General features: G+C 61.6%; 18 protein-coding genes. 13 read left to right on the top strand and 5 right to left on the bottom strand.

From position 1 onward, the window contains the following. Positions 1–8: 8 nt before the first annotated feature. Both AC245Y_RS34540 and AC245Y_RS34535 read right to left on the bottom strand, forming a co-directional pair. Entirely contained in the window at positions 9–1037 is a 1029-nt protein-coding gene (locus AC245Y_RS34540) for a Gfo/Idh/MocA family protein (RefSeq protein ID WP_003554661.1), read from the bottom strand. After that, positions 1031–2017: an MDR/zinc-dependent alcohol dehydrogenase-like family protein gene (locus tag AC245Y_RS34535; RefSeq protein WP_017997507.1), complete on the bottom strand. Its 987-nt coding sequence runs from the start codon at positions 2015–2017 to the stop codon at positions 1031–1033. Before AC245Y_RS34535 ends, AC245Y_RS34540 begins: the two co-directional genes overlap by 7 nt. A 231-nt stretch (positions 2018–2248) precedes the next feature. On the opposite strand from AC245Y_RS34535, the gene AC245Y_RS34530 reads away from it, so the two are divergent. The 8 genes from AC245Y_RS34530 to AC245Y_RS34495 are packed head-to-tail and all read left to right on the top strand — an operon-like array spanning position 2249 to position 11686. After that, on the top strand, positions 2249–3355 hold the full coding sequence (locus AC245Y_RS34530) for an NAD-dependent epimerase/dehydratase family protein (RefSeq protein WP_017997509.1): 1107 nt from the start codon (positions 2249–2251) through the stop codon (positions 3353–3355). After that, positions 3352–5394 (top strand): NAD-dependent epimerase/dehydratase family protein, encoded by a 2043-nt coding sequence (locus tag AC245Y_RS34525; RefSeq protein ID WP_017997510.1) that lies wholly within the window; start codon positions 3352–3354, stop codon positions 5392–5394. Before AC245Y_RS34530 ends, AC245Y_RS34525 begins: the two co-directional genes overlap by 4 nt. Positions 5395–5417: 23 nt before the next feature. Then, complete coding sequence (locus tag AC245Y_RS34520; protein ID WP_017997511.1) at positions 5418–6497, top strand: glycosyltransferase family 4 protein; 1080 nt, start codon at positions 5418–5420, stop codon at positions 6495–6497. Then, positions 6494–7624: a CgeB family protein gene (locus AC245Y_RS34515; RefSeq protein WP_017997512.1), complete on the top strand. Its 1131-nt coding sequence runs from the start codon at positions 6494–6496 to the stop codon at positions 7622–7624. Before AC245Y_RS34520 ends, AC245Y_RS34515 begins: the two co-directional genes overlap by 4 nt. Further along, complete coding sequence (locus AC245Y_RS34510; RefSeq protein WP_017997513.1) at positions 7621–8709, top strand: CgeB family protein; 1089 nt, start codon at positions 7621–7623, stop codon at positions 8707–8709. Before AC245Y_RS34515 ends, AC245Y_RS34510 begins: the two co-directional genes overlap by 4 nt. After that, the gene (locus AC245Y_RS34505) at positions 8706–9836 is read left to right on the top strand and encodes a CgeB family protein (protein ID WP_017997514.1); all 1131 of its coding nucleotides are present in this window, start codon (positions 8706–8708) and stop codon (positions 9834–9836) included. The genes AC245Y_RS34510 and AC245Y_RS34505 overlap by 4 nt, the downstream gene beginning before the upstream one ends. Further along, positions 9836–10891, top strand: coding sequence for a UDP-glucuronic acid decarboxylase family protein (locus AC245Y_RS34500; RefSeq protein ID WP_017997515.1), 1056 nt, complete (start codon positions 9836–9838; stop codon positions 10889–10891). Before AC245Y_RS34505 ends, AC245Y_RS34500 begins: the two co-directional genes overlap by 1 nt. 33 nt (positions 10892–10924) lie before the next feature. Further along, on the top strand, positions 10925–11686 hold the full coding sequence (locus AC245Y_RS34495; RefSeq protein WP_003554680.1) for a TIGR04290 family methyltransferase: 762 nt from the start codon (positions 10925–10927) through the stop codon (positions 11684–11686). Between the two features lie 42 nt (positions 11687–11728). On the opposite strand, the gene AC245Y_RS34490 is transcribed toward AC245Y_RS34495, so the two are convergent. After that, positions 11729–13126 carry a cytochrome P450 gene (locus AC245Y_RS34490; protein ID WP_017997516.1) on the bottom strand — a complete coding sequence of 466 codons (1398 nt, stop codon included), beginning with the start codon at positions 13124–13126 and terminating at the stop codon, positions 11729–11731. 173 nt (positions 13127–13299) lie between these two features. On the opposite strand from AC245Y_RS34490, the gene AC245Y_RS34485 reads away from it, so the two are divergent. Then, positions 13300–14400, top strand: coding sequence for a flavodoxin family protein (locus tag AC245Y_RS34485; protein ID WP_017997517.1), 1101 nt, complete (start codon positions 13300–13302; stop codon positions 14398–14400). A 254-nt stretch (positions 14401–14654) separates the two neighbouring features. On the opposite strand, the gene AC245Y_RS34480 is transcribed toward AC245Y_RS34485, so the two are convergent. Then, positions 14655–15455 carry an SDR family NAD(P)-dependent oxidoreductase gene (locus tag AC245Y_RS34480; protein WP_017997520.1) on the bottom strand — a complete coding sequence of 267 codons (801 nt, stop codon included), beginning with the start codon at positions 15453–15455 and terminating at the stop codon, positions 14655–14657. Positions 15456–15661: 206 nt separating this feature from the next. Beyond that, complete coding sequence (locus AC245Y_RS34475) at positions 15662–16183, bottom strand: sigma-70 family RNA polymerase sigma factor (RefSeq protein ID WP_003554691.1); 522 nt, start codon at positions 16181–16183, stop codon at positions 15662–15664. Between the two features lie 461 nt (positions 16184–16644). Here AC245Y_RS34475 and AC245Y_RS34470 point away from each other — a divergent pair, with 461 nt between their 5' ends. The 4 genes from AC245Y_RS34470 (at position 16645) to AC245Y_RS34455 (ending at position 19514) form a co-directional block, all read left to right on the top strand. Next, a complete protein-coding gene (locus tag AC245Y_RS34470) occupies positions 16645–17145 on the top strand; it encodes a YciE/YciF ferroxidase family protein (protein WP_003554693.1) in 501 nt (166 codons plus the stop codon). Between the two features lie 28 nt (positions 17146–17173). After that, the gene (locus tag AC245Y_RS34465; protein ID WP_245274081.1) at positions 17174–17491 is read left to right on the top strand and encodes a hypothetical protein; all 318 of its coding nucleotides are present in this window, start codon (positions 17174–17176) and stop codon (positions 17489–17491) included. A 610-nt stretch (positions 17492–18101) separates the two neighbouring features. After that, the gene (locus AC245Y_RS34460; RefSeq protein WP_017997522.1) at positions 18102–18404 is read left to right on the top strand and encodes a hypothetical protein; all 303 of its coding nucleotides are present in this window, start codon (positions 18102–18104) and stop codon (positions 18402–18404) included. A gap of 15 nt (positions 18405–18419) precedes the next feature. Next, the gene (locus AC245Y_RS34455; protein ID WP_017997523.1) at positions 18420–19514 is read left to right on the top strand and encodes a sialidase family protein; all 1095 of its coding nucleotides are present in this window, start codon (positions 18420–18422) and stop codon (positions 19512–19514) included. Positions 19515–19729 lie beyond the last annotated feature (215 nt).

Raw genomic sequence — 19729 nt, 5'->3', positions numbered from 1 at the left:
CCGCTGCTTCATGCGTGCCGATAGATGTCATCGATGATGTCGGCAACTTCGACAAGTCGTTCGCAGGACGGATCATAAGCCTCACCACTAGCGAGCCGGACCGCCCAGTCGGCCGCCGCCCGGCCGCCCCAGTCGTCGGGAGGCAGGGCAAGATCTTCGGCGGACGTGCCGCGGAAGCGATAGGCCGCAAGGTCATAGAACGACCCGCCGACGTTCCTGAAGGATGCACCCCCGGATGTTCCGAAGAAGTCGGCGCCGATGACCGCGTCGCATCCTGCCTGCAGCCGCCAGGAGCAGGCAAGGCGGATAACCGCCCCACTTGCCAACGTCAGGGTGGCGATGGCGAAATCCTCGACATCCCCCGCTGCGCTGATCGGCTGGCCGCCTTTCATCAGCGTACTCGTGACGTCAACCACCTGGGGAAAGTCGAGGCACCAGAGCGCCATGTCGATGAGGTGGACGCCGAGGTCGATGACGCATCCTCCGCCCGATAGCGACTTGTCGTAGAACCAGGACTTGTCGGGGCCATAGGCATTGTGGAAGACCAGATCGGCGGCGAAGACGGTGCCGAGTTCGCCATTTCTGATCAGATCGCGGATGCGCTGCATGCCTTGCGTATGACGATAGGAGAGATCGACGCCCAACAGCCTGTCGGCTGATCTGGCGGCGGCCACGACGGCTGCCGCTTCCGCGCCGGATCGGCCGAGTGGTTTCTGGCAAAACACTGCGACCCCGGCCCGCAGCGCTCGGATCGACTGCTCGGCGTGCAGCGCGCTCGGCGTGGCGATGACGACGCCGTCGAGGTCGCGTGACAGCAGCGCATCGAGACCGCCGACGATTTCCGCGTCCGGCGCAAGACGCAGGGCTTCATTCAGCATGTCCTCCGAGGGATCGGCGACGGCAGCGGCCTCGGCCATTTGCGTGCGGAGGATCGCCTCCATTCGGCTTCTGCCGATCCAGCCGACACCGAGAAAACCGAGCCTGACGGACTTGACCCGCGTCCGCGGGGAGCGCTCTATCATCCCATTCATCAGCATGTCACCATCGCCTTGAGGAAACCATCGGGCCTATCGCGGGTGGCGTCGAGCGCCTCGCCAAGGCCTTCGAGCGGATAGACGTGCGTATAGAGCGATGACGGATCGAGCCTGCCGGAGATCATTGCTGCGATCGCCTCGCGCATGCCACTGACATAAATCCTGGGATCGCGTTCGTGAGCATTGATGACGTCGATGCCACGCCAGTTCCAGAGCTGCATGTTGACTTGCCTCGGCCCGTCTTGATGGTATCCAGCAACCACCAGCCGGCCGCGCTCGGCGGTCAGCTCGCCGGCGAGATCGAGCGGCCACTGCTTGCCGACCGCCTCTATGACGCGGTGGCAGAAAGCACCGCTGGTTAATTCTCTCACAGCTTCGATGATCCGCCAGTGGTCGTCCATCGACACGGTCTCGGCGGCGCCCATGCGCTTGGCGATTTCAAGTGAAAACGGACGGCGCGAGATGGCAATGACGCGCGCGCCGGCGCCGCTGACAAGCTGCGTTAGCAAGGCGCCGAGAAATCCGATCCCGATGATGGCGACGGTCTGACCCGCCTCGACGCGGCTGCGCCGGAATATGTTCATCGCGCAGCCGAGCGGCTCGCCCGGAAAGGGTTGGCCATCGAACGCCCGCGGCAGCGACACGACCATGTCTTCATCGGCGATGTCGTGGGTGGCGTAGGCGTGATAGGTGAGCGCGGCGACGCGGTCTCCCAGGGTGAGGCCAGAAACTCCGTCCCCGAGCGCATCGATCCTGCCCCAGCCCTCGTGCCCGAGACCGCCCGGCTCCGTCGGAAAACTCATCCATTCCGGGCCGGCCCAAGGGCCAAGATTGGAAGCGCACACGCCCGACCCCTCGAGCCTGATCCTGACCTGCCCCGGCCTCGGCTGAGGAAGAGGTCTCTCTTCGACGGACACTTCTCCGGGACCGGTGATGATCGCCGCCCGGGTCGCACCCTCGGCTGCTCTTGCCAACATGTTCATGAATTGCTCCTTCGTTTGGCACGGCCGGTCTGCTAGCCGACAGACGCCGGTGGCCGCTTCTCAATCCTCGAGGAAATATTTCGCTCACGGATTGGCCGCCGAACCAGCGACGCCGCCAGATGTTCCGGATGATGTCAAAGAACATGTCAAAGAAGATGACATTGAAGCCGGAACAATCTTCGCCGCGCTTGGTTCGGCGGGTCATCTTCAACTTGAGCGGACGGAAATCAGATGGCGATGATCCTTGTAACCGGCGGCTGCGGCTTTATCGGAAGACATGTTGTCGAGGAACTTCTCGACAACGGCTATGAGGTGCGGGTCCTCGATGCGTTGATCGATCAGGTTCACGGCGATGCCGAAACGGCGCCGCCCGAGGCCGCCGAAATCGTGCGCGGCGACGTTAGGGACAAAACCGCGGTCGAACGGGCTTTGCTGGGTGCCGATGGCGTCATCCATCTCGCCGCTGAGGTCGGCGTCGGACAGTCGATGTACGAGATCGCCCGATATGTCGGCGGCAATGATCTTGGCACGGCGGTCCTTCTGGAGGCGATGATCGGTCGCCGGCCCAGACGCGTTGTCGTCGCCTCGTCCATGAGCGTCTATGGCGAGGGCCGATATGAAACCGCCGACGGCGCGCAAATCGATCTGGTCAGGCGACGCAGCGACCAGATCAGGGCCGCCCAATGGAACCCGCGTGGCGCTGACGGCAAAGTCCTGAGGCCGGTCGCGACGGATGAGGAAAAGCCCGTCGATCTCGCCTCGATCTACGCGCTGACGAAATACGCGCAGGAAAAACAGGTCCTGATCTTTGGCGAAGCCTATGGCGTGGAGGCAGTGGCGCTCCGTCTCTTCAACGTATTCGGCGCCGGCCAGGCCCTGTCCAATCCCTATACCGGCGTCTTGGCGAACTTCGCCTCGAGGCTCGCCAATGGCCAGCCGCCTATGATCTTCGAGGACGGCGAGCAGCGACGGGATTTCGTGCATGTGCGCGACGCGGCGCGCGCCTTCCGCCTGGCGCTCGAAAAACCCGACGCGCCGGGACATGTGATCAATATCGGCAGCGGCCAGGCCTATACGATCACCGAAGTCGCGACGCTTCTCGCCGACGCGATGGGCGTGCCGGAGATACGGCCCGAGATCATGAACAAGGCGCGCTCCGGCGATATCCGCAACTGCTTTGCCGACATCGCGAAGGCGCGCGAGCTGCTCGGCTTCGAGCCGCGCTTCAAGCTGGAAAACGCGCTCGGACCTTTCGCCGATTGGGTGAGAAATGCCGGAGCGATCGATCGCGGCGCGGAGATGAAACGACAGTTGGAGGAAAGAGGGCTGGTATCATGACTATATCCGCGTTCTCCGCCGGCACCGGCACGTGCTCGAGACCCTATGGCTTCGTCGAGTGGTTTCGCCCTGGCGAATACGAGCGGACGTCGCAGACGATCGCCGACGTCGGTACAAGCGGCGCCAGCTACTTGCGCACGCATCTGTCATGGGCTGAATATCTCGCTCCGGGAGGCGAGGCGTGGTTTGACTGGTTGATCCCGAAGCTTGGGCGCGAGATCGATCTCCTCCCCTGCATTCACTACACGCCGCCGTCCTTGTCCCGGACAGGACGGTCTTCCGGCGCACCGGCCGATCTAAAATCCTATGCCGACTTCGTCGACCACGTGCTCACCCGATACGGTCGATATTTCAGCCATGTCGAATTGTGGAACGAGCCAAACAACCTGCTCGACTGGGACTGGCGCGAGGACAAGGACTTCCTGCTGTTTTGCGAGATGGTCGGCGCCGCCGCCTATTGGGCCAAGCATCGCGGCTGGAAGCCGGTGCTCGGGGGCCCGTGCCCTTTCGATCCCTATTGGCTCAACCTGATGGGCGAACGCGGCGTGCTTGGCGTCGTCGATGCCGTCGGCTTTCACGGTTTTCCCGGCACATGGGACAGCGAGGAAGGCACCTGGAGCGGCTGGGACATGCATCTCGGCGAGATGCGAAACATTATCGGACGCTTCAACGACAAGGCCGAGATCTGGATCACCGAAACCGGTTATTCGACCTGGCGCAACGACGAGATGGAGCAGGCGCGGCGTTTCGTGAAGGCTCTGAGCGTGCCGGCCGACCGGATGTATTGGTATTCCTGGCGGGATGTGCCGCCGGACGTGCCGGTGCAGGAGGGCCTGTGGTTCGACCCGCGGCATTACCATCTCGGTGCCGTCACCCACGAGAACCAGCCGAAGCTGCTCGCGCGCCTGCTGATGGAAGGCGGCGTCGAACGGCTCGAGCAGGTCGCCCGGCTCGCCACCCCCAACGTCGCCAAGGGAGCCGCCCCGATCGTCATCACCGGAGGCTGCGGCTTCATTGGCTCCAACCTCGCTGACAGCTACCTCCAGGACGGTGAAGACGTCGTCGTGCTGGACAATCTCGGGAGGCCAGGCGTCGATCAGAACCTCGGCTGGCTGACCGAGAGGCATGGCTCAAACGTACATCCGGTGCTTGCCGACGTACGCGACGCCAGAAGCATCGAGGCAGCCTTCGCCGATGCCAAGGCGGTCTTTCACTTCGCCGCCCAGACCGCGGTCACCACCAGTCTCATCCATCCGATTGACGACTTCGAGGCCAATGCGCGCGGCACGATCAACGTGCTCGAATCGGTTCGCAAGGCGGGCCGACATGCGCCGGTGATCTTTGCCAGCACCAACAAAGTCTATGGCGGGCTCGACGACCTCGCCATGCGCGAGGCCGAGGATCGCTACCTGCCGGTCGACGCGACCGTCCGGTCATATGGCATCGGCGAAGACAGACCGCTCGATTTCTGCACCCCCTATGGCTGCTCGAAAGGCGTGGCGGACCAGTATGTGCTGGACTACGCGAAATCCTTTTCCATCCCGACGGCCGTGCTGCGCATGAGCTGCATCTACGGCCCACGCCAGTTCGGCACCGAGGATCAGGGCTGGGTGGCGCATTTCCTGATCCGGGCGCTCGCCGGCGAGCCCGTCTCGATCTACGGCGATGGCAAGCAGGTCCGCGATATTCTTCACGTCGCGGATGCGGTTGCCGCCTATCGCGGCGTCCTCGATGGCATTGACGGGGTCAAGGGCCGCGTCTTCAACCTGGGGGGCGGTCCGACGAACGCCGTTAGCGTGCTCGCGGTCCTGCGCGAGATCGGCAAGCTGATTGGGCGCCCGGTCGAAACCTCCTTCGACGACTGGCGACCCGGCGATCAGTATTTCTTCGTCGCGGACACACGTAAGCTCCAGCACACGCTTGGCTGGAGCGCGCGTGTGGGATGGGAAAGCGGACTGCGGCACCTGGCGGAGTGGCTCATCGAACACCGTTTCGGCGGCCGACCGATCCTGCGCCGCGATCGAAAGGTCTCGGCATGATCCGTCGACGAAACCGAATATTGATGACCCTCGACGCGGTTGGCGGTGTCTGGCGCTATGCGATGGATCTCGGTGCCGGGCTTCGGCGCGAGGGGACGGAAATCGTCTTCGCGGGCCTCGGACCCGCACCGTCGGCAACACAGACCAGCGAAGCGACTGCGCTTGGGCAACTGGTGTGGCTCGATGCCCCTCTCGACTGGATGGCGGCGAGCAGGGCCGAAATATCTGCCGCGCCCGCCGAAATCTCTCGGATCGCCAGAGCCCATGGCGCCGATCTGCTGCATCTCAACCTGCCGTCCCAGGCCGCCGGGATCGATACGCCGCTGCCCGTTGTCGTGGTTTCCCATTCCTGCGTCGTCACGTGGTTTGCCGCGGTGCGCGGCACGCCGGTGCCCCCCGACTGGGCCTGGCAGCGCGACGCGAACCGTGAAGGTTTCGACCGCGCCGATGCCGTGCTTGCGCCAAGCAGGAGCCATGCGGACGCTCTGCAGGCCGCCTATGGTCCTCTCTCCCGGCTGAAGGTGGTCCACAACGCCAGTCGCGTCGGGTCCGACCCGCGTCCAAAGAAGATTTTCGTCTTCGCGGCCGGGCGCTGGTGGGACGAGGGCAAGAATGGCGCGGTGCTCGACAGGTCGGCAGCGGTGATGCCCCTTCCCGTCGTCATGGTAGGTTCCTGCTCGGGTCCTAACGGACAGCGACTGCAGCTCGACGACGCCGACGATCGCGGGCCGCTGCCTTATTCGAAGACCATCGCCTTGATGCGGCGCGCGCAAATCGTCGTATCGCCATCCACCTACGAGCCTTTCGGCCTGACCGTCCTGGAGGCGGCGCGATGCGGCGCGGCCCTGGCGCTGTCCGATATCCCGACCTATCGCGAGCTATGGGATGGATGCGCGCTGTTCTTCGATCCGCATGATCCGAAGGCCTTGGCAGCCGCGTGCATGCGCCTCAGCGAAGACGAGCAATTGCGCGCCGAACTCGTCGTGCGATCGCTGGAGCGCTCGCGAGTCTTCAGTTTGGAACGGCATGCGGCAGCGGTGCTCGAAGCCTATGCACGACTGATGAACGACAAATTTAACCTGGTAGCGGCGGAGCAATCATGAAATTTCTGTTTTACACCCATTCGCTGGTTTCCGACTGGAACCATGGCAACGCCCACTTCTTGCGCGGCATCATGCGGGAGCTGACCCGCCGCCATCACGAGGCGCTGGCGCTCGAACCCCAGCAATCCTGGAGCCGCGGCAACCTGCTCAGCGATCAAGGGCCGACGGCGGTGGAGAAGTTTCACGACATGTTCCCGCAGCTGCGTTCGCAAATCTACGGAGCGCATTTCGATCACGAGGCGGCGATCGCCGAGGCCGACGTCGTCGTGGTCCACGAGTGGACGGAGCCAGCACTGGTGGAACGGATCGGGCGAGCCAGGCGCAACGGTGCCGATTTCACCCTGTTGTTCCACGACACGCATCACCGGGCCGTGTCGGCGAAGGGCGACATCGCCGGACTGACGCTTGAGGATTATGACGCCGTGCTCGCCTTCGGCGAGACGCTGCGGCAGCGCTATCTGCGGGCCGGTTGGGGCAGATCGGTCTTTACCTGGCATGAGGCGGCCGACGACGCGCTGTTTTATCCGAGACCGGAGATCGAAAAGACAGGCGATCTCATTTGGATCGGCAATTGGGGCGATGACGAGCGCTCCGCCGAGCTGATGGAATTCCTCGTCCGTCCCGCGCATGCGCTAGGGCTGAGGGCGACCGTTCGCGGTGTGCGCTACCCCAAGCAGGCGCTCGACGCTCTCGAGGACGCAGGCATCGCCTATGGCGGCTGGATCGCCAATGCGGAGGCGCCACTCGCTTTCGCCGACCACAAGGTGACCGTGCATGTACCGCGACGCCCCTATGTCGAAAACCTCCCCGGCATTCCGACGATCCGTGTCTTCGAAGCGCTCGCCTGCGGCATCCCGCTGATCTGCGCGCCCTGGCACGATGCCGAGGCGCTTTTCAGGCCGGGTAGAGATTACCTTGCCGCCAGGAATGGGACCGAGATGACCCGCCTGCTGCGCGAGGTGACGGCGGATGATGCTCTCGCGGCCTCGCTGATCGCATCCGGTCTGGAGACGATCCGGGCGCGGCACACCTGCCGGCATCGCGTCGATGAACTTTTCGCCATTCTGGAGCAATGCGGCACGGCGGGCGTCGTCGGGCGGTTGCAAGCCAAGGAGGCCGCCGAATGAAGATCGCCTTTTACGGATCGAGCCTGGTTTCCGCCTACTGGAACGGCGCCGCCACCTACTATCGCGGCCTGCTGCGCGCTTTGGCGCGGAAGGGCTACGACATCACCTTCTACGAGCCCGACGTTTACGACCGGCAGAAAAACCGCGACATCGATCCGCCGGAATGGTGCAAGGTCGTCGTCTATCAAGGCACCATCGAGGCGCTGAAGCAGGTGACGGCGGCCGCGGCCGAGGCCGATATCGTCGTCAAAGCCAGCGGCGTCGGCTTCGAGGACGATCTCCTGCTGCAGGAAGTCCTTCGCCATGCCAGGCAAGGGGCTTTGAAGATCTTCTGGGACGTGGATGCGCCGGCAACGCTTTCCGAGCTGCGGCAGACCCCCGAGCACCCGCTTCGCAAGTCCTTGAGCCGGATCGACCTCATCCTCACCTATGGTGGCGGCGACCCCGTGATCGACGCCTATCGCGGCCTCGGGGCAGCCGACTGCGTGCCGATCTACAACGCGCTCGATCCTCAAACCCATCATCCGGTGCAGGAGGAGGCGCGGTTCACCGCGGATCTTGCCTTTCTCGGCAACCGTCTGCCCGACCGTGAAGCGCGGGTCGAGCAGTTTTTTCTCGAACCCGCGGCCCGCCTGCCGCGGCAAAGCTTTCTGCTCGGCGGGTCCGGCTGGAGCGACAAAGCCTTGTCGTCGAACATCGTTCACATCGGGCATGTCCCGACCCGCGACCACAACGCGTTCAACGCGACGCCGAAGGCGGTGCTCAATATTTCCCGTACCAGCATGGCCGAAAACGGTTTTTCGCCGGCAACCCGCGTTTTCGAAGCCGCAGGCGCCGGCGCCTGCCTGATCACCGACTACTGGCAAGGCATTGACCTGTTTCTGAAGCCCGGCAAAGAAATCCTGGTGGCGCGCGACGGCCAGGATGTCGCCGATCTTTTGACCGGCCTGACATGGCAGCAGGCCAGGGCGATCGGACAGCGGGCGCTAAGACGTGTGCTTGCCGAACATACCTATAGCAATCGCGCCGAGACCGCCGATGCCATCTTCCGCGCTCATGCCGCGCGAGCGGAGGCGGCCGAATGACCAGTCCGCTCGATATCCTCATCCTCGGCCTCTCCTTGTCGTCGTCGTGGGGCAACGGTCACGCGACGACCTATCGCGCCCTCATCGGCGGCTTGCACGCCGGGGGGCATCGAGTGTTGTTCCTGGAGCGCGACGTGCCCTGGTATGCGGCGCACCGAGATCTTCCCGATCCCGACTTTTGCCAGCTCGTCCATTACAGCGACATCGAAGAGATGATCGAAAACCATGCCGATCGGATCAAGGCGGCGGACGCGGTCATCATCGGGTCCTACGTTCCATCCGGCGTGGCGGTTATCGACAGGATCGCCGCCCTGAAGCCCCGACGGCTGTGCTTTTATGACATCGACACGCCGGTGACGCTGGCGAAGCTCGACCGCGGCGACGAGGAATATCTGGCGCGCCGACAGCTTGCGACCTTCGACGCCTACTTCTCGTTTTCGGGCGGTGACGTGTTGGCGGGTCTCGAGCGCGGATACGGCGCGCGCAAGGCGATCCCTCTCTACTGCTCCGTCGATGCGAGCCGATATCGGCCAACGGACGAAGCCTTCCGCTGGGATTTCGGCTATCTCGGCACCTATAGCCCCGACCGACAGCCAACGCTGGAGCGGCTGCTGATTGAGCCTGCCAGGCAACTGCCGCATCTGAGCTTCGTGGTCGCCGGTCCTCAATATCCTGAAAATATTGACTGGCCGGCGAATGTGGAGCGGATCGAACACCTGCGGCCTGCCGATCATCCGAGCTTCTACAGCCGGCAGCGTTTCACGCTCAACGTCACGCGAACCGACATGATCGCAGCGGGCTGGTCGCCGAGCGTGCGGCTATTCGAGGCCGCTGCGTGCGGCACGCCGATCATCAGTGACGAGTGGCGCGGCTTGAACGAGTTCTTCGCCGACGGTCAGGCGATCATCATCGCCAAAGGATCGGGGGATGTCGTCGACGCCCTGACAACCATCGCCGCCGCGGGGCGCCGTGCGCTCGCATCGGCCGCCAGGGCGACGGTGCTTGAACGCCATACCGGCGAGGTGCGCGCTCGTGAACTCGCCGCCGCCTTGCGAGAACTGCCAGAAGAAGGGGGAGAACGACAATCGTCCCCAGCCTCAATCCATTTCAGCTTAGGAGACGCATGATGCTGCAAAGGACGCGAAACGGAAGAGTAAAGACCGTGCTTGTCGCCGGAGGAGCCGGTTTTGTCGGTTCTCATTTATGCGATGCGCTGCTGGCCCGCGGCGACCGGGTGATCTGTGTCGACAGCTATATCACCGGATCGGAGGACAATGTCCGGCCGTTGATCAACCATCCGAAGTTCCATCTGATCGAAAAGGACATCTGCCATCTCTATGGTGTCGACGAGCATTTGGACCAGATCTACAACCTCGCGTGCGCGGCATCGCCCCCACAATATCAGGCGGACCCGGTGCATACGATGATGACCTGCGTTGCCGGCACCGGCAATTTGCTTTCGCTGGCCGAACAGCATCATGCCTCGCTCCTGCAGGCGTCGACGAGCGAGGTCTACGGCGACCCCGTCGAGCATCCGCAGACAGAGGATTACCGCGGCAATGTCAGCTGCACAGGCCCGCGCGCCTGCTACGACGAAGGCAAGCGGGCGGCGGAAGCGCTTTGCTTCGATATGCTGCGGGCCGGCAAGGTGGACGCACGTGTTGCCCGCATCTTCAACACCTATGGGCCTCGCATGCAGCCGAGTGACGGGCGGATCATCTCCAATCTGCTGGTGCAAGCCATATCAGGCGCGCCGCTGACGATTTATGGAAGCGGCGACCAGACGCGTTCCTTCTGCTTCGTCAGCGACCTCGTTGCGGGCCTGATGGCGCTGATGGATGTCGATCCAAATCCGGGCGGCCCGGTTAATCTCGGCAATCCCGGCGAGTTCACGATCAACCGGCTGGTGGACATGGTGCTGGCCATGGTGCCGTCGACATCCGTCGTCGTCCACAAGCCGCTGCCGCAAGACGACCCACAGCGCAGACGGCCCGATATCTCACGCGCAAAAGACCTTCTCGGCTGGCAGCCGACGATTCCGCTTGCCGAAGGTCTACGCCTGACGGCCGATTGGTTCATCGCCGCGGCCCGTCCAGACGGCGACTTCGATGACGCGCAAGTCACGCGGCGCTCGACTTGGCGACGGCGCGCAAAAGCTGGACGCGCCGCGATTGGCATCTGACTCGAGAGCGATAACAGACAAAGGAGAGCCGAGATGGATGCAGCACAGCCGACGAGAGATCCGAACCTGCAAAAGCGGATCCAGCAACTCGGGCCGTGGTTTCAGAATTTGAACATCGGCGGCCACATGACAGCGGCCGATCATTTCCTCGGAGATTATCCCACCTTCAAATGGAAAGGGTTCCAGCATGTCCTGCCGGCCGATCTTAGTGGCCTCAGCGTGCTCGACGTCGGCTGCAACGCGGGTTTCTATGCCCTCGAGATGAAACGGCGCAACGCCGCCCGTGTCGTCGGCATCGATTCCGACCCACGCTACCTCGCGCAGGCCCGCTTCGCGGCGGAACAAGCGGGAGCGGAGATCGAGTTCCGGCAGATGTCCGTCTACGACGTCGCCCGACTGGGTGAAACATTCGACCTGGTGATCTTCATGGGCGTGCTCTACCACCTGCGCCACCCCCTGCTGGCGCTGGATCTTCTCTATGAACACGCCGTCGGCGACATGATGCTGTTCCAATGCCTCCAGCGGGGCGACGAGCGCGTTCCCGACCTTAGGGAAGATTACGACTTTTCCGAATGGAGCATCTTCGACCAGCCTGAATATCCGAAGCTCTTCTTTGTCGAGGAACGCTACGCGTCGGATCCGACAAACTGGTTCATCCCCAACCAGGCGGCGGTCGAGGCGATGCTGCGCAGCGCCGGCTTTCGAATCAACGACCATCCGGAACGCGAGGTCTATCTGTGTCGACGAGGCCAACGCCATTATGCGGTTGAGCCGCCTCCGGTGGCCGCACCTTGAAAGACTCGTTTCGTCGGACCACAGCTGCGCCAAGCACGGATTTCAATGAGGCGGAAAGCCTGCCGCAGCATGCGGTGCACGGGCTTTCACCGGTCGCTTGCTCAGCCGCAGCCGAATATCGAAATGGTTGAGGGTGCCGGGCAGGTCGTCGACTGTCAGAGACGGCTGAAGCAGCGTGATATCCGCCTCCGACAACAGCGCGCCGATGGCGAAGCTTGCAATCGCTGGTACGAGATTGTGGGCTGGACAAATGGCAGCACCAGCGCTGAAAGGTACGAATCCGACTGTCGGCAAGGTGTCGTTGCGCCCCCAGATACTTGGTTCCATCCGGTTTGCATAAGCCAGTTCGGGATCACGGTGAAAGAAGGGCGCGAAAATGATGACGCCCGTGCCGCGCACCACGGTCCTGTCGCCGGATTTGACATCCTCGGTCAGCTCTCTGAGAATGACGGGTGTCGTCGGCCAGAGACGCAGAGCCTCGAGCAGGCAATTGCGCGTGAAGGGACGATCAAGGTCGGGATCTTTAACTTCGTCAACGGCGTTGGCCCAGTAGCTCGGATGGCAGGCAAGCAGCGCAAGCGTCCGGAAAACGGCCACTCCAGCAGCGTCGAAGGCAAACAGCCATTGGGCCACCTGACTTTCCAAATCAAAATCGCTGCCTTTCGGCAGCCGAGCAATCATGCTGCCCTCCTCCGGTTCGCGCAGATATTGGGCGAGCTGCAGCTGAAACTGCCGACGCTTGCGCCGATCGATGGAAGCTGCAAAAGCCCAATTCGCCCGACTTCGAAGGTCGTTCAAGGTCTTCGTCAAAGTGACGTCGTTGCGCGCGCGATCGCCGAGTACGGTGCGGCGAACAATCCGGAACCAGGCTCGCGAGAACGCAGACCAATCGAGTTCGTTCGGCCGGTCGGAACCGATACCGTCCAAAATCTCCAGGAGTTCGGAATCGACGATTGTCTTGAAGCCGGCCGAAGATGGATGCAGCCGGTCCGCGCTTGCCAAAGCATGTTCATGGATCGGCCGAAGCTCGGCCCGCCGCGCGGCATCTGAGATCAGCACGTTTTTCGGTTCGAAATGCGCAAGAGCGGAGCGCTTGACCCAGGTTGCCGTGGCAAATGGCTGGGCTGAACACTCGAGCACCGTGGAGACGTCGGAGGGGTCGAACACCAGCAGCTGCGGCCGGAACGGGATAGGCAAAAGCAGAGGCTCCCTGCCATATTTCTTCACCAGCCGCTGCATCTGACTGACAGCACCCGTGTCCAGATCCTGCCGCTGTGCCAGGCGTTCCATGATCGGGCGGCGAATGATGACACCTTTGGCAGCCGTCGGAACCATGACAGCCGCAACCACACGCAAAGTGTCGATCCAGCTGGCACGATTTATCCGGACGAAGCCGGCGGGTCTTTCCCTGGAAAAGATGGCTCGATTGCGAGAATTCATGATCCCGAAGCCCTTGCTGCATGGAGTAGCCGATCGGCCTTATTTCCGAACCGGGACAACGGCCGATTGTTCCGGGCTGATCACCGATCCTCGATAGACGATGCAACTGGGAGGCACCGGAACAGAAGCCGGCTCACCGCGTTGTTTCGAGCGCATGAATGCGTGGAGGCCCCATGCCCGACGAACCAGCCGCGAACGCATCTGACCTCGAACCGCGAAAAGGCAGCCCGAGCCCTCGCCTCGACGAGCGAGAATTCAAGAGGCGTTTCCTAAGCCAGTTCAAGGATCGGGTTTACGACACACTGGATAACGAACTCGGCAAGGTGGCCGCGGCCGCATGGAATGCATACGCCCATTCGCGAAAGAGCCCGATAACCAAAAAGGCTGGACCAGGATTTGCCGATCCCGACTATGATCTTGGCGTCGATTGGCTCGAGGCGAGAGATCAAATCCGCGCTGCGCAAGCGCGCTTCGAGGACGAAAACGCGCCATCGCGCGTCCTCCTCGTCAACGGCTCGTCGCGAAGCGAACATACCTGTCCGGGCGAGATTTCGAAAAGCTTCCGAATGGTCGAGATCGCCAAGGATGTGTTTGCCGAAGCCGGCCTAACCGTGAACGTCCTCGACCTCAGCCGCATCGCTTCCGAATATGGCCGACAGATCCATCCGTGCAAGGCGTGCTTCTCGACATCGGCCGTGCTCTGTCACTGGCCGTGCTCCTGCTACCCGAACTACTCCCTCGGACAGATCCACGATTGGATGAACGAAATCTATCCAATGTGGGTCGAGGCGCACGGCATCATGATCGTCAGTTCGGTGAACTGGTACCAGACACCCTCGCCGCTGAAACTGATGATCGACCGGCTTGTCTGCGCCGACGGCGGCAATCCAGATCCGACGAGCACGCATGGCAAACACGCCAAGGAGGCCAAGGAGCTTGAGATGCAAGGATGGGACTATCCCCGCCATCTTTCCGGCCGCTTATTTTCTGTCGTCGTCCATGGCGATACCGAAGGCGTCGAAAATGTCCGCCGCAGCGTCTCGGATTGGCTGACGTCGATGGACCTCGTCCCGGCCGGAGCCTTGGCCGAGGTCGACCGTTACATCGGTTATTGGGAGCCCTACGCCACCAGCCACGACGCCTTCGAAAAGGACACCGCTTTTCAGCAAGAGGTGCGCAATGCCGCCAGAACCCTGTTGGAGGGAATTACCTCACGACGCAATGGCAAGATGGTCGCGGCGGGAAGACGGTTGAAGCAACCGCGTGAGAAGTGAGCGACTGGATTGGCGAAACGACGATGACAGGGTTCTATTTTCATATTCGGGACGGCGACCAAGTGGAACGGGATCTCGAAGGAATCGAATTGCAACGTTGAGGCTGCCGAGCAGGAAAGGTTGATGGCCGCCCGGGAAATGGTCGCAGAATTGGATGCGGGGACAGCCCATTCAGGGAGAACGGCAATCGTGCGCTCGCGGCGCCGTTCCTGTCGATCGATTGAGAGGTCCGGTCAGGCATGCCCGCAACGTGGTTATTCCTTGCCCGAACCTGGCTCAGCCATCTTGGCGTGCTGATGCGCAAGGATGCTCGCGGGTGTCACGTTGGCGACGGCCGCCTGGAGCTTGTTCTTCCAGCCGCTGACGACATCTCCTTCGCCGTCCATCATGGCGTCGAAGCCGATCTTGGCGACTTCGGCCGGATCGTCTTTCTTTGCCTGTCCGACCGAGGTATCCATGAGGTCGGCGCGTCTGAAAAATTCCGTGTCGGTCGCGCCGGGCATCAGGCAACTGACGGTCACGCCCGTTTCCTTCAATTCCTCTCGCAACGCGAAGGAGAAGCTGTTGATGAACGCCTTCGTGCCATTGTAGACGGCTTGATAGGAACCGGGCATGAAGCCGGCGATGGAGCCGGTGAGCAGAATGCGACCCTCGCCGCGGCTGCGCATCAGGTTGCCCACCTGCTGGACGAGAAAGATGGTGCCGACGATATTCGTATCGACGACTTTCCGGGCCTCCGCGAAATCCTGATCGAGGAAACCCTTGCCGAGGCCGCGCCCGGCATTGGCCATTAGCAGATCGACCGAACGTCCGGAAGCTTCGATGGCTTCCATCAGCCGGTCGACGCCATCCTCGGTTGAAAGGTCGGTTTCGATTGCCTGGACCGACGTGCCAAACTCCTTCAGGCTCGACGCTGCCTGCTGAATGCGTGCCTCGTCGGCGGCGACGATCAGATCATAGCCTTCCCGCGCCGCGCATTTGGCCAGCTCATAGCCAATGCCGGTCGAGGCGCCGGTGACCACCGCGAGACCCTTGCCAAGTTCATGCTTATCCATGTTTCTTCTCCTAGACTTCGGAAAAAGGTGAAGCCACCGAACCTGAAAAGCGAAGATATGTTCCGGCGAGGGTGCGAGACGCAGAGGCCGCAACAGATCCTGTACATGGCGCGCGCCATGTTCAACCGCGATAGAGAGACGGCTATGCGAACCCGCCGTCGCCATTCTTCCCATCCCGACGTGACGAGTATCGGAAGCAGGAGCGCTCAGTCGATCAGCTGGTTCCCAAGTAGCGAATGCAAGGTTTCGCGGGCCCGGCTGACGCGGCTCTTCAAGGTGCCGATGCGGCAGCCGCAGATCCTGGCGGCATCTTCATAGCTTGTTCCGGCGGCCACCAGCGTCAACGCGCGGCGTCGGTCGTCGGAGAGGCGCGTCATTGCTTGTCGCAGCTCACGCTCGCGAAGCGCCCACTCCTGGCTCGGGGCGACAGAGACCTGTTCCATGGTCACATCCATTCCGACCGGCTCGCGCTTCCGCCGACGATAATTACTGCAGAACGTATTTCGAAGGATGGTGAAGAGCCAGGACTTGAGAGAAGTGCCTGGATGGTACAGCTGGATCGAATTCAACGCCTTCAGCAGCGTTTCTTGCACGAGATCATCGATGTCGTCCTCACTACGCAGGAATCTTCGGGCAAATGCGTGCAACGCCGGTGTCAGTTCGACAATCTCCAGCTCGACCGAGGATGTTTCTTGCGACGCGGGACGTTGTGAAGATAGAGCCGTCATTTTTCTCTCCTGGGATGAAAGGAAAGTTCCAAGCATCTGAATCGTTGCTGTACGATATCGGACGAAAATCTCGTTTTCGCTCATCGGCGGACCGCCTCCAAGTCAACTGAACGCATGAAGACGCCGGAATGCTGTTGCGGATCACCCAAAGGCATCGCTGGAAGGCGCCACGATCCGGACTTGAAACGACGATCCGGCGAAAATCGTTCCCACGCGATGCCGCACAGCTTTGAATAACATTCACGTATCCGGCGAGCTCCGTGCATAACTGCCAAATTCCGTGAAAAGATAGGCGCCGCAGGAACAACAAACGTCGGCAATGGTTTGATCAATCGCCGACCGCAACCCGAGTCGGTCTCGTCCTTGGCCGGACAGAGATGGCGCCGCCATTACGGGGGCGTCATCTCCGCGCTAATGTTCGACCGAGCGAGAACCCATCAACACGCCATAGGAGGACGCAAATGGCAACCGAGAAGACGCTGAACGATCTGTTCCTCGACACGCTCAAGGATATTTACTACGCCGAAAAACAGATCCTGAAGGCGCTGCCGAAAATGGCCCGTGCCGCCCAGTCGGAGGAAGGCAAGGCCGGTTTCCTGCAGCATCGGGACGAGACCCAGGCACACGTCGAACGTCTGGAACAGGTTTTTGAAATGATCGGCAAGCCGGCACGTGGCAAGACTTGCGAAGCCATTCAGGGCATCATCGCCGAAGCTGATGAGATCATGGACGAGTTCAAGGGCACGGTCGCCCTGGATGCCGGACTGATCTCTTCGGCGCAGGCCGTGGAGCACTACGAGATAGCCCGTTATGGCACGTTGATCGCATGGGCCAAGCAGCTTGGCTTCAAGGAGGCCGTCCCGCTACTGCAGGCAACGCTTGCGGAAGAAGAAGCGACCGACAAGAAACTTACGCAAATCGCCGAGACCTCGGCAAACGTAAAGGGAAAGCGCGCGGCCTAATACGGCGACGCGCCTTCACGGCCGCCGCATGGCGGCCGTTCATCGTTTGGCTCTTGTGCCCCGGCTCGGCGATCGGGCAAGCGCCTCAATGCTAGATGAGTTGGATATGAGCGTAATTAGTTTCGATAAACTGCGCGATACCCGCGAACGGCCTGACGCTCAATTCGTCCGAAAAGACGAACACGGGCAGACAATGTATCTCTTCGCACTGGAATATGAGATGGGGCCATCGACTTGGTCCGCCAAGATCTGGGCGTATTCATTCGAAGATGCCGAAATGCGGGTGAAGGCAATGCGTGAGAGCCTTGCGGTCTGCGGTCAGATGCATGCGTCGATAGGCGCTTAGCCTAGTGAAACGCAATCGATCGACGGTGGACAGCTAGGTGTGACTCATCCTAGCGACCGATGCTTTCAAGGTTGGCGCCAGTTCACCATGTCCTAAGACAAAAAGGCGTTCCTGCGAACGCTTTTCGTGGCGATATATCGACATGGACGGCTCCGCGATCGCTTGGGGGATTCCCGCGATGTGCGATGGTCGGATTGGCTGTCTGATTTGGACTCCGCTCCGAGGAGCGGTTCATCGTCGCATGCGCGTTAGGCGATTTGGGAGTTCGCGATGCTTGAGTCATCCAGCCTTGAACCAGAGCTTTTCTACTGGGCCAGACGCCGGGAAGTGGAAAGTGCCTGGGAAGTTGTGCAAATTTCGACCGTGATTGGGGGGACGTAAAGAGGCGCAAGCAGGAGCGACCGGGGCCAATTATAGGCGTGGCTCCCTCGTCATCTTTAAGTGACGAAACTTGCTCGCGCGGTCGTCATGGATCCGCGGTGGAGGGGCCCTTTCAGCGCTGGCACTCACGTCGACCTGCTTGCGGTCGTAAAGAGCACCAGCGGCTCCGCAAGCCGACCCCAATCCAACGCCGTCTTATGTCGATGTCTGGCGACAAGGAGAACTAGACATGCACTTGATACAGCTATTTATACCGGCAGCGCCGCAATCGACGATCAAGATAGAAGACGTCATCGCGAAAGTTCAACGCGAGATGACGGAGCGCCATGGCGGAGCGACGGCATACCTCAACTCGCCAGCAAAGGGGCTTTGGTCCAACGGCGAGGGGGCGGAAGAAGAAGACGTCATCGTAGTTGAAGTCATGGTGGACACTCTCGATAGGGCCTGGTGGCGTCGATATCGTCGCAACCTCGAACAACTGCTCACACAGGATGAATTGCTGGTGCGGGCGATTCCTGTCGAGGCGCTCTGACAACTTGGTGCCCCGATGGAGACGCAATTCCGCAAGCTCGAGGTCCACCGCAAAGGCGACGAGTTCGCAGGCTGGCCGGCGAATTATGGTCTTTGGTCGTGGGGTGACGAGGTGGTCGTCGTTTTCGCGCGCGGCAAACTCGGAGCGAAGGGGGAGCTTCACGAACTGGACCGTGATTACCCATTCGTGCCTTGGCAGGCACGGAGCCTGGACGGCGGTCTGACCTGGATGAGCGAGCGGTTCTCCGGTCGCGTGCCAGGTGGGATGTCACTTTCGGCCGATGAGCACTTGAACGCCGATCTCAAGGTTGGTTTCCGTCTGTCGGCTGATGATGAACTCCGCTGCCTGGAACAACCCATAGACTTTCTCGATCCAGAGACGATCGTCATGTGCGCCAGAACCGATGTGCAGGGCGATGCTGTGAGTTGGTTCTATGTCAGCCGGGATCGGGCACGGACATGGCGGGGTCCATATCCTTTCACCGGTCTGGACATTCCGATTTCCGCGCGAACCGATATCGTTCCTATTGGGAGGAACGATGCGCTCTTCATGCTAAGCACCTCCAAAGAGGATGGCGCGGAAGGCAGAGTGTTCTGCGCCCGCACGGCGGACGGCGGGCGCAGCTTCGTCCTTCAAGGCTTTGTGGGGCCAGAACCCGAGGGCTATTCGATCATGCCGGCATCGACGCCACTTTCCGGTGGCGCCATTCTGACGCTGACGCGCTGCATGGGGACAGGCGGCGACAAGGGTTGGATAGAAGCTTTCACTTCCGATGACCAAGGGAAGACTTGGACACGGAAAGGCCGCGTCGTCGACAATACAGGCAGCAACGGCAATCCGCCCGCGCTCGGGCGGATCGACGGCATGCTTCTGCTCGTCTACGGTTACCGTGATCCGCCATTTGGCATCAGGATGCGCGTGAGCTGCGACGACGGCCAGACATGGGGCGCCGAGAAGATCATCCGAAGCGATGGCGGCACGGCCGATCTCGGTTATCCTCGCGTCGTCAAGCGCGATCAAGCTTCCATACTGGCCGTCTACTACTTCAACGACGGTGAGGGGGAGGAGCGCTACATCGCAGCCTCCATTGTCGCGTCGATCGGAGATTGAGAAGGGAGTGCGAGTGTGCGCGCATCCCAATCGGCACCCTGTACCTGTCGGGGCCCCGAAGGCGCGTTCCAGCGGACCAAATGCCTGGCAAGCCTCGTTCCATCCAATCCACCGGATTTTCTAAGAGATTTGTCATATTCCTACTTCGGCATTGCTTCGATAGGGGCGAGCAAATGGAATCGCGCCGGGGTTCGTCCATGTGAGAACGTCTCGCT

Source organism: Rhizobium sp. SRDI943, from assembly GCF_057653695.1.
Note: the sequence above shows the minus strand (reverse complement) of the source record. Positions and strands in the feature narration are given on the sequence as shown.